Here is a 238-nt window from a genome sequence, read left to right as displayed (position 1 = left end):
CCCCCCCCCCCCTCTTTTAGTGATATGGCGACCACCGAAATCTACACTCTCTCCCCCCCCGCCACCCTAAGTTGTGTATAAGAGACAGGACCCACATCGTCGGCTTTGCCGACTGGGCCGAGCAGCCTCATCATCTTCGGAGTGACAGGCCTGTCTCCTATACACAACACCTGGCCCCCGACACACCATCTCATGTGGGGGGGCGCCTTCGTGTTGCTAAGGGGGGGGGGGGAGGGGG

The 238-nt window shown here is 61.8% G+C and carries 1 protein-coding gene; it reads right to left on the bottom strand.

Features of this window, described 5'->3' with window-relative positions; all coding sequences use genetic code 11:
- Positions 1 to 41: 41 nt before the first annotated feature.
- On the bottom strand, positions 42 to 238 hold a 197-nt coding region (locus ACPYOG_RS20645; RefSeq protein ID WP_481295929.1), incomplete at its 5' end, for a hypothetical protein.

The organism is Leifsonia sp. HAY1-4F (genome assembly GCF_056755275.1).
This window is presented reverse-complemented; position numbering and strand designations above follow the sequence as displayed.